This is a genomic window from Roseateles sp. (assembly GCF_036404855.1).
GTDB lineage: Bacteria > Pseudomonadota > Gammaproteobacteria > Burkholderiales > Burkholderiaceae_C > Pelomonas.
In genome coordinates, this window is sequence record NZ_DASWYS010000268.1 from 21949 (window position 1) to 30980 (window position 9032).

The 9032-nt window shown below is 69.9% G+C and carries 9 protein-coding genes; 7 read left to right on the plus strand and 2 right to left on the minus strand.

Going from position 1 to position 9032, the window contains the following annotated elements; genetic code table 11:
* Positions 1 to 15 precede the first annotated feature (15 nt).
* From VGF12_RS17620 to VGF12_RS17645, 6 genes are all read left to right on the plus strand, one after another.
* Positions 16 to 1215 carry a GGDEF domain-containing protein gene (locus VGF12_RS17620; RefSeq protein WP_331177347.1) on the plus strand — a complete coding sequence of 400 codons (1200 nt, stop codon included), beginning with the start codon at positions 16 to 18 and terminating at the stop codon, positions 1213 to 1215.
* Positions 1216 to 1225: 10 nt separating this feature from the next.
* Positions 1226 to 2038 carry a pyrroline-5-carboxylate reductase gene (gene proC / locus VGF12_RS17625; RefSeq protein WP_331177348.1) on the plus strand — a complete coding sequence of 271 codons (813 nt, stop codon included), beginning with the start codon at positions 1226 to 1228 and terminating at the stop codon, positions 2036 to 2038.
* A complete protein-coding gene (locus VGF12_RS17630) occupies positions 2039 to 2581 on the plus strand; it encodes a chorismate--pyruvate lyase family protein (RefSeq protein ID WP_331177349.1) in 543 nt (180 codons plus the stop codon).
* Positions 2582 to 2736: 155 nt separating this feature from the next.
* On the plus strand, positions 2737 to 3285 hold the full coding sequence (locus VGF12_RS17635) for a hypothetical protein (protein WP_331177350.1): 549 nt from the start codon (positions 2737 to 2739) through the stop codon (positions 3283 to 3285).
* Between the two features lie 112 nt (positions 3286 to 3397).
* On the plus strand, positions 3398 to 4540 hold the full coding sequence (locus VGF12_RS17640; RefSeq protein ID WP_331177351.1) for an HPP family protein: 1143 nt from the start codon (positions 3398 to 3400) through the stop codon (positions 4538 to 4540).
* Positions 4530 to 5561 carry a Gfo/Idh/MocA family oxidoreductase gene (locus VGF12_RS17645; protein WP_331177352.1) on the plus strand — a complete coding sequence of 344 codons (1032 nt, stop codon included), beginning with the start codon at positions 4530 to 4532 and terminating at the stop codon, positions 5559 to 5561. The genes VGF12_RS17640 and VGF12_RS17645 overlap by 11 nt, the downstream gene beginning before the upstream one ends.
* 9 nt (positions 5562 to 5570) lie before the next feature.
* Here VGF12_RS17645 and VGF12_RS17650 read toward each other — a convergent pair whose 3' ends face one another.
* Complete coding sequence (locus tag VGF12_RS17650; protein WP_331177353.1) at positions 5571 to 7157, minus strand: S41 family peptidase; 1587 nt, start codon at positions 7155 to 7157, stop codon at positions 5571 to 5573.
* 92 nt (positions 7158 to 7249) lie between these two features.
* Positions 7250 to 8149: a 4-hydroxybenzoate octaprenyltransferase gene (ubiA, locus tag VGF12_RS17655; protein WP_331177354.1), complete on the minus strand. Its 900-nt coding sequence runs from the start codon at positions 8147 to 8149 to the stop codon at positions 7250 to 7252.
* A 57-nt stretch (positions 8150 to 8206) separates the two neighbouring features.
* On the opposite strand from ubiA, the gene VGF12_RS17660 reads away from it, so the two are divergent.
* Entirely contained in the window at positions 8207 to 8911 is a 705-nt protein-coding gene (locus VGF12_RS17660; RefSeq protein WP_331177355.1) for a glutathione binding-like protein, read from the plus strand.
* Positions 8912 to 9032 lie beyond the last annotated feature (121 nt).

A 9032-nucleotide genomic window follows, 5' to 3' on the forward strand; every position in this document is an offset into this window, starting at 1 on the left:
AGCATGGTGCCGCTCATGCCTCTCGACCTTGCGACCACGTTCACCATCAGCGTCATCGTCCACGTGATGATGGGCGCTCTGCTCGGCCTGTTCTGGCGCAGCGCGCGGCGGCGGCAGACCGCGGGCATGGGCTGGTGGGTGCTCAACGAGGTCGCGCTGGGCGCAGGCGCGCTCATGCTGATGGCCAGCGCTGTCCACCCGATCTGGCCGCTCGTGGCGGCCGGCAATGCGGCCTTCCTCATCGGCATGCCCATGCTGGAGCTGGGCTTGCGCGTCTGGTTCGGTCGCCGGCTGTGGCCGGGCCTGGCCTGGCGATGGGGCCTGGCCGCGCTGGGATTCGCGACGTGGTGCTGGTCCTGGTTGCAGGGCTGGGACTATGCGGCCCGCTCAGTCGTCTTCACGGGCGTCAACACACTGCAGGCGCTGCTGTTCGCGCAGTACCTGTACTCCCAGCTGCGCGAGACGGCCGACCGGCCCTCGCGCCTGGCATTGCAGCTGATCGGCGGTGGAGCGCTGCTCATCATCGTCATGAGCCTGTGGCGGGCGCTGCAGAACTGGCCCTTTGCCGGCACGGGCCTGCCGCCGCCGGGGCATCTGCTGGCCGTGCTGATGGTGGTCAACATCGCCGTGGCCGTGACACGCGTGTCGGCCATGCTGCTGATGCTGCATGGCCGCGTGGAGGCACGGCTGCAGCAGGCCAGCGCCGAGCTGGAGCGGCGCGCCAACGTCGACGCATTGACCGAGGTGGCCAGCCGCGCTCATTTCGAGGCCGCCAGCGCGGTGCTGCTGCGGCAGGCGCGCGCGAGCCGACTGCCGGCCTGCCTGATGCTGTGCGACATGGACGGCTTCAAGGCCGTCAACGACCAACTGGGTCACCCCGAGGGCGACGCGCTGCTGCAGCGCTTTGCCGACCAGCTGCGCGGCGCGCTGCGTCAGGGCGATCTGGCCGGCCGCATGGGCGGCGACGAGTTCGCCGTTCTGCTGTTCAACAGCTCGCTGCCGACGGCCATGCGCATCGGCGGGCGGCTGCGCGAGGCCGTGGCCGGCCTGCGCGCCCGCGACGGTCGCGCCGTGACGCTCAGCGCCGGCCTGGCCGAAGCGGCGCCGGGTGAAGACTTCGCGGCCCTGTACCGGCGCGCTGACCAGGCGCTCTACGCGGCCAAGGGGGCCGGCCGCAACTGCGTCATGGCGGCGGGCGGGGTGGACAGGCCCTAGACTCATTGCCATGAGTGCAGAACAGATCGCCTTCATCGGCGGCGGCAACATGGCCAGCGCCATCATCGGCGGGCTGTTGCGCGCCGGCATGAAGCCCGCCCAATTCACCATCGTCGAGCCCCATGCGCCCCAGCGCGAGAAACTCGTCGGCGAGTTCGGTGTCGCGGCCCTGGCCGCGGGCGACGCAAGCCTGACCCGCGCCCATGTCGTCGTCTGGGCCGTCAAGCCACAGCTCTTCGGTGCGGCGTCGGAGCCCGTGAAAGCCTGGGTGGGCGGTGCGCTGCACCTGTCGGTCATGGCCGGCATCCGTTCCGAGGCCCTCGTCGCCGCCACGGGCAGCGAGCGCGTGGTGCGCGCCATGCCCAACACGCCGGCGCTGATCGGCCAGGGCATTGCCGGCCTGTTCGCACGGCCGGCCGTGTCGGCCGACGAGCGCGCCATCGTCGAGCGCCTGCTCGCGCCTACGGGGCAGACGCTGTGGGTCGCCCGCGAGGACGACCTCGACGCCGTGACGGCGCTGTCGGGCTCGGGCCCTGCGTATTTCTTCTTCTTCGTCGAAGCCATGATGGCTGCGGCGGTGGACATGGGCCTCACGGCCGCGCAGGGCCGGCGCCTGGCGCTGGCCACCTGCGCCGGCGCGGCCGGCCTGGGCCTGGCGTCGGACGAATCGCCCACAACGCTGCGTGAGCGCGTGACCAGCAAAGGGGGCACGACGCACGCAGCCATCGTCTCCCTGCAGGGAGACGCCGTCGATGTGGCCATCCGCCGGGCGGTGTTGGCAGCGCACAAACGCGCGGCGGAACTGGGTCGAGAATTCGGCTGAATGGGCATTGCGACGAGAGACAGCCTGCGCGACTGGTTGCGCGCGCCGGGCTCGCTGAGCCGCCGCCTGGCCCGCCTCGGTGAACGCTTCGAGGTGCAGGTGCTGCGCCAGGGTGTTGTGCCATTCCGGGCGCTGGAGCGCGCCGCGCTGGGCCTGCCGCCGCGCGGGCTGACGGTGGTGCGCGAAGTCATCCTGCGGGTGGACGGCGAGCCCCTGGTCTGGGCGCGCTCTGCCGTGCACCAGCGCGCCACCACGGGCCCCTGGCGGGCGCTGAAGGGCCTGGGTGCGAGGCCGCTCGCCCACCTGCTCTACGATGACCCGATGATCAGCCGCAGCGAGCTGCAGCCGCGCCGTCTGTCACGTCCGGGCCACACCCGCCGCCATGCGGCCCGCCAGTGGCAGGCCGCCACCGGCGCCACCATGTCGCCGCAGATGCTGTGGTCGCGCAACTCGGTGTTCAGCCGTGGCGGCACGCAGTTGCGCGTCATGGAACTGTTCGCGCCGGCGCTGACCGGCCACAGACCGGGCCGGCCCTTCCCCTAGCTGTCGTAGACCTGACGCCCCTGTGGCGGAAGTGCTTTCGGGGTGTCATTTATTCGCGATTGACCCATAAACTCGGTCCGTACCAGAGGGGCGTTAGTAGACTGAGCCGCGCAGCGTTGCGCAGGCCGGCAGGTTGACTGGAACTGGGGGCAATCATGAACACGCGAGACGTGGTGATCTTCAGCGGGGAACGTTTTGTCGTGCCGCAGTGCATACAGAGAATCGACCATCTGTCGACGCATGGCTGGCAGCTGCGCTACGGTGGCACCAAGCTGTTTTCCGACCACAGCCAGGACGGCAGCGGCGCAAGGCGAGCGCTGGCGATGGCGACGAAGGAGCTCCTCAAACGCATCGCGACGCTGCCCGCGCCGTCGCGCCTGCGCCGCACGCCGAGCCGCAAGAAGCAGAGCGACCTGCCTTCGGGCATTTCCGGCCCCATCGTGCGCCAGCGCGCCGGCAGCCGCGTGCGTGACTGCAGCTTTGCCGTGACGCTGCCGCGCTTCGGCGAGACGCCGTTGGCGCGCAGCGTCTACATCGGCACTGAGAACACCTACACCATCGAGCGCTATCAGGAGGCACTGCAGCGCGCCGTCGCGCTGCGGGAGAAGGCCGAGGCCGCCTACCAGCGCGCCGCGACCCGCGACCGCCGCGCCCAGGCCCAGGTGCTGAAAGTGAAAATGGGCAGTCTGCTCGGCAAGGGCTGACGGGTCAGGTCATTTCTCCGTGCGGCGGGAGCGGCTGAAACCCGCTTGAACCGACGCGGGTGCCGGCGGCAGACACAATCGGCGGCCCTGGCTTCCATGCCCGTCGCTGCCCATGCCTCCTGCCGCCTCTTTGCCCCACCGCGCGCTCTCGCTGCTGAACGCGCTGCGGCCCGCGCCGCAAGCCGTCAATGCGCGTGAGCGTCTGCGCGTGCTGCTCGGCGCCGGCATCGGCATCCTGCTGGCCGGCGCGCTCAGCCAGACGGCGCTGACGCCGGGCCTGCCCTGGCTGGTGGCGCCGCTGGGCGCAAGCGCGGTGCTGGTCTTCGGCCTGCCGGCCAGCCCGCTGGCCCAGCCCTGGGCGGTGCTCGGCGGCAACACGGTCTCGGCGCTGGTCGGCATCGCTTGCCTGCACTGGTTGCCGCTGCCGCCCATGGTGGTGGCCGCCGTCGCGGTCGCGCTGGCCATCGGCATGATGTTCCTGCTGCGCTGCCTGCATCCGCCCGGCGGCGCGGCCAGTCTGCTGATGGTGCTGACCGCGACCCAGGACTGGCACTTCGCGCTGCTGCCTGTGGCGCTGAACTCGCTGCTGCTGGTGCTGGCGGGCATGGTCTACAACGGCCTGACCGGTCGCCGCTACCCGCATGCCCAGCAGGCGCCCGCGCCGGCCGGCGCGCAGGTGGCGCCGCCGCGCTTCGGCGACGCCGAGCTCAACGCCGTCCTGGCCCGCTACAACCAGGTGCTGGACGTGCCGCGCGACGACCTCGCGGACCTGCTGCACGAGGCTGAGTTGCTGAGCTACCGCAACCGGCTGGGCGGCCTGCGCTGCTCGGACATCATGTCCAGCCCCGTCATCACTGTCGAATTCGGCACGCCGCTGGCGCAGGCGTGGATGCTGCTGCAGGAGCACAACATCAAGGCCCTGCCGGTGGTGGACCGCGTGCAGCGCATCGTCGGCATCGTGACGCGGGCCGACTTCATGCGCGCAGCCGAGGCTGACCGGCGTGAAGGCCTGGCCGGCCGGCTGCAGACGCTGCTGCGACCCTCGCCGGCCACGCATTCGACCAAGCCAGAGGTAGTGGGCCAGATCATGAGTCGCCAGGTGCGGGTGGCCAGTGCCGATCGACCCATCGCCGGCCTGGTGCCGTTGTTCTCTGACACCGGTCACCACCACATTCCCATCGTCGGCGAGCAGGCCCGGCTCGTCGGCATCCTCACGCAATCCGACCTTGTGAAAGCGCTCAGCCATGGCCCATGACCACGACAAATTCTGCTGGGGCGTCATCGGTCCCGGGGGCATCGCCAACCGTTTCGCCGCGGCGCTGGCCGCTGTGCCGGGCGCCCGCCTTGCCGCCGTATTCGCACGCGACGCCGCCAAGGGCCAGGCCTTTGCGGCGAAGTGGCAGCGCGACGGCGAGACGGCGCGCGCCACGACAGCGCTGCCAGACCTGCTGGCCGACCCGAGCATCGACGCCGTCTACATCGCCACGCCGCACTCCCACCATGGTGAGTACATCCGTGCCGCACTGGAGGCAGGCAAGCCCGTGCTGTGCGAGAAGCCGCTGGTGACGTCGCGGGCGCAAGGGCAGGCCCTGGTGGACCTGGCACGGCAGCGGCAGGTCTTCCTGATGGAGGCGCTGTGGACGCGCTTCCTGCCGGCCTATGAGCTGGCCGGCCGCCTGTTGCGCGATGGCGCCATCGGCGAGCTGCGCGCGATGCAGTCGAGCTTCTGCTTTGCCGCCCCATTCGACCCGCTGCACCGCCAATGGAACCCGGCATTGGCCGGCGGTGCACTGTGGGACATCGGCATCTACAACCTGGCGGTCACGCGCTGGGTGTTGCAGCAGATGAATGGCGGCGTCTGCCCGGAGCCGGTGTCCATGGAGGTGCAGGCCGAGATGGCGCCCACCGGCGTGGACGCGGCCGTGACGGCGACATTGCATTTCCCCGGTGGGGTCACGTCGCAGTTCCGCTGCGGCTTCGACGCGTCGTCGGTGAATGCTTTCGAGGCGCAGGGCTCCAAGGCCGGGCTGCGCTTCCCGGTGGACTTCTGGGGCGCCGAGGCCGTCGAGCTGGTCACGCGCAAGGCCCCCGCGGAGCGCTTTGCGGCGCCCTTCGCCGTCAATGGCTTCGAGGGCGAGATCGCCGAGGCCCAGGCCTGCATCCGCCAGGGCCTGATCGAAAGCCCGCGCATGCCCCACGCCGAGACGCTGGCCCTGCTGGGCTGGATGGACGCCATCCGCGCCCGCTTCCCCGGCGCCGCGACCCAGCAGGGTTGACGCGTCGACCTAGCGCGGCAGCCAGATGCGGTTGCTGCGCGTCGGGTTGCGCTTGAGTGTCATGGCCGCAGCGCCTTCGCCGCCGGCGGCCTGCGCGCGCACGGTGGCGGTGGACGTGGACGCTCGCGCGGTGCAGACGCCGAGATCCACGTGGTCCAGTGCCGTGGCCAGCATGGCTTCGTTGGTGTCGCCCAGGGCGCGACCGAAGTCGTCGGCCACGCTGCAGCCCTTGACGAAGCGCGTGCCCGCCGTGCCGCTGGCGGTGGGCTCGAAGCCGTCCGCGTAGTCGCCGAAGCCCTGGGCATTCACGCCCGCGAATTCGATGGGGAAGTAGCTGACGCCGCAGTTGTCCTTGGCGGTGAAGCCATAGGGCTTGCCGCAGGTCTTGCCGCCGATCAGCACGACCTCCACCCCCACACCGCGCAGGCCGTTGATGACCGACTCGCTGGCGGAGCAGGTGCCCGATTGCGCCAGCACGTAGACGCGGCTCAAGTTCAACGCCGGCAGCACTTCTTCCCTGGTGCAGCGGTTGCCGACCAGGATGCACGACGTGTTGTAGAACGGCGTGACCTGGTTCTCGGCGCTGCGCTTGGCGCTGAAGCGCAGCGTCTCAAACGCCTGGCTGCCGGTGCGCGAGGCGCCGGCAATCATCGTGGCCAGTTCGCTGGCGATGTAGAGGTAGCCGCCACCGTTGTATCGCAGGTCCAGCACGAGTTCCTGCACGCCCTGGGCCTGGAAGCTGCGCGCGGCCGCGATGAGCTGGGCCTCTGCCGGCGCGATGTGGTCGTTGAAGAGCAGATAGCCCGCCCGCGTGCCCATCGGTGTCGTCACGACGCGGGCGACGGGCACCGGCGTCTTGGTGATGATGGCGCTCGTCAGGTTGCGCGTGACCATCCCGCCGTTGACGCGAGCGAAGGTGAAGGAGCGCGCCGTGCTGGCCTTGCTGGGGTAGAGCGCCGCGTTCAGCAGATCGACGCTGGCGGCATCGGTCGCGTCGGCGTTGATGCCGTCGACGCTGTAGAGCTGGTCGCCGCGCACCACGCCCGCCAGATCGGCCGGGCTGCCGGCCTCGACGTAGGCGACGCGGATCTGGCGCGGCGGCGTCGCACTCGTCAGCTTCCATTCAATGCCGTAGCCGGCTTCCATGCCGCCGTCGCTGAGCGCCTCCCACTCGTCGGTCGGATAGGTGAAGCTGAAGCGGTCGCGACGCTGGCCGGTGTCGGTCAGGCTGGGCGTCTTCAGCGCTTCGAAATAGTTGTCCATCGCGGCATAGACGTCGCTGCCGCTGTAGCGTGCACCGCTCGGGTCCACGCGAGGCACCTCCTCGCGCCACAGGTAGGCCTCGTCAAGGTAGGCGCGCAGCCATTTCTTCTCGGTGTCCAGCGTGGACGTGCGCCGGTTGGCGCTGGCCAGCGTGTTGTTGGCGGCGCATTGCTGGGCAAAGCTGGACGACGGGCCGGCTGGATCCCCCGACAGGCCGCCTGAGTTGCCGCCGGGATCCGTGGACCCCGACGAACCCCCACCCCCGCCGCAGCCACTCAGGGCCAGACTCAGGGCCAAGCCCAGCGCCGAGGCGCCGCGCATCACATTCGACATAGTTCCCACTCCCTGCAGACTCGCAGTCAATGTAAGCGCGATTTCGCGCCGAGGCGGCCTCGGCAGGCCGCACGAAGTGGGAGTTATTTACCTCAGCGCAGAGTCAGATCGACGACCGTGCCGGCAAACACCGCGAAACCCACCCAATGGTTGGCGCGGAAGGCGCGGAAGCAGTCGTCGCGCTGGCGCTTGCGGATCAGCGTGAAATGCCAGACGGCCTGCGCCGCCGCCGCCGTGATGCCGAGCAGGAACCAGCGGCCCAGGCCCAGCCGCAGGCTCAACGCCGTCCACAGGCCCAGGTAGATCGCGTAGAAGGCCATGATGCCGGCCACGTCCCAGCGACCCAGCGCGATGGCCGAGGAGCGCACGCCGATGCGCAGGTCATCGTCGCGGTCCACCATGGCGTACTCGGTGTCGTAGGCCAGCACCCAGAAAAGGTTGGCCACAAGCATCGCCCAAGCCGACAGGGGCACCGAATGCAGGTGCCATTCCACGCCGCCCAGCGCCGCGGCGAAGGCCATCGGGATGCCGAAGGAGAACGCGACGCCCAGCACCGCCTGCGGCATGGCCAGCACGCGCTTGGCGAACGGGTACACGATGGCCACGGCCAGCGCCGCGAAGCTCAGCAGGATGGCCGGCGGGTTGGTCGTCAGCACCAGGCCGAAGGACAGCAGCGACAAGGCCGCGCCGAGCAGCAGGGCCTCCTTCACGGACACCGCGCCCGTCGTCACGGGTCGCAGGGCGGTGCGTTGCACATGGCGGTCGAAGTCGCGGTCGGCCACGTCGTTGACGCAGCAGCCGGCCGAGCGCATCAGCACGGTACCCAGCGTGAAGACAACCAGGAGATGCCAGCCTGGCCAGCCGTCAGCGGCGATCCAGAGCGCCGACAGCGTCGGCCACAGCAGCAGCAGCCAGCCGGCCGGGCGGTCCCAGCGGATCAGCTGGAGGTAGAGGGCCAGGCGCGATGGCGCAGCGGCGGGAACATAACTCATGGGGGCATTCTCGCAACTCCACAATCCGCGGTGCGCTTCACTGTCCCTGCCGCCGTCATGTCCATTCTCAGTGCCTTCCCCATCTCCAGGAAGTGGCCCGCCACTCATCCGGATCGTCTGCAGCTGTACTCGCTGCCCACGCCCAACGGCGTGAAGGTATCCATCGCGCTGGAGGAAACCGGTCTGCCCTACGAGCCGCATCTGGTGAGGTTCGACACCAACGATCAGCTCAGTCCCGAGGTCCTCTCGCTGAACCCGAACAACAAGATCCCCGCCATCATCGACCCCGACGGCCCGGGGGGGCGGCCGCTGGCACTGTTCGAGAGCGGTGCCATCCTGGTCTATCTTGCTGGCAAGACCGGCCAGCTGCTGCCCGCCGATCCGGCCCAGCGTTACGAGGCCTTGCAGTGGTTGATGTTCCAGATGGGCGGCATCGGGCCGATGTTCGGCCAGGTCGGCTTCTTCCACAAATTCGCTGGCAAGGACTTTGAAGACAAGCGCCCGCGCGACCGCTACGTCGCCGAGGCGCGCCGCCTGCTGGCCGTGTTGAACGGCCATCTGAAGGACAGGGACTGGCTGGCCGGCGACGAGTACGGCATCGCCGACATCGCGACCTTCCCGTGGATCAACAACCTGGTCGGCTTCTATGGCGCCGGCGACCTCGTTGGCTACGGCGACTTCCAGGAGGTGGATCGGGTGCTGAAGACCTTCCTCGCGCGTCCGGCGGTGCAGCGCGGGCTGAAGATCCCGGCGCGGGACTGAGGCTTCAGCGGACGGCGATGCGCCGGGCCAGCTCGGCCTCCTCGCGGTACAGCGCCGGGACGGTGTTCCCCCACAGGGCCAGGGCCTGGGCGGCGGTGGCGGCGGCTCGCGTCGTGTCGCC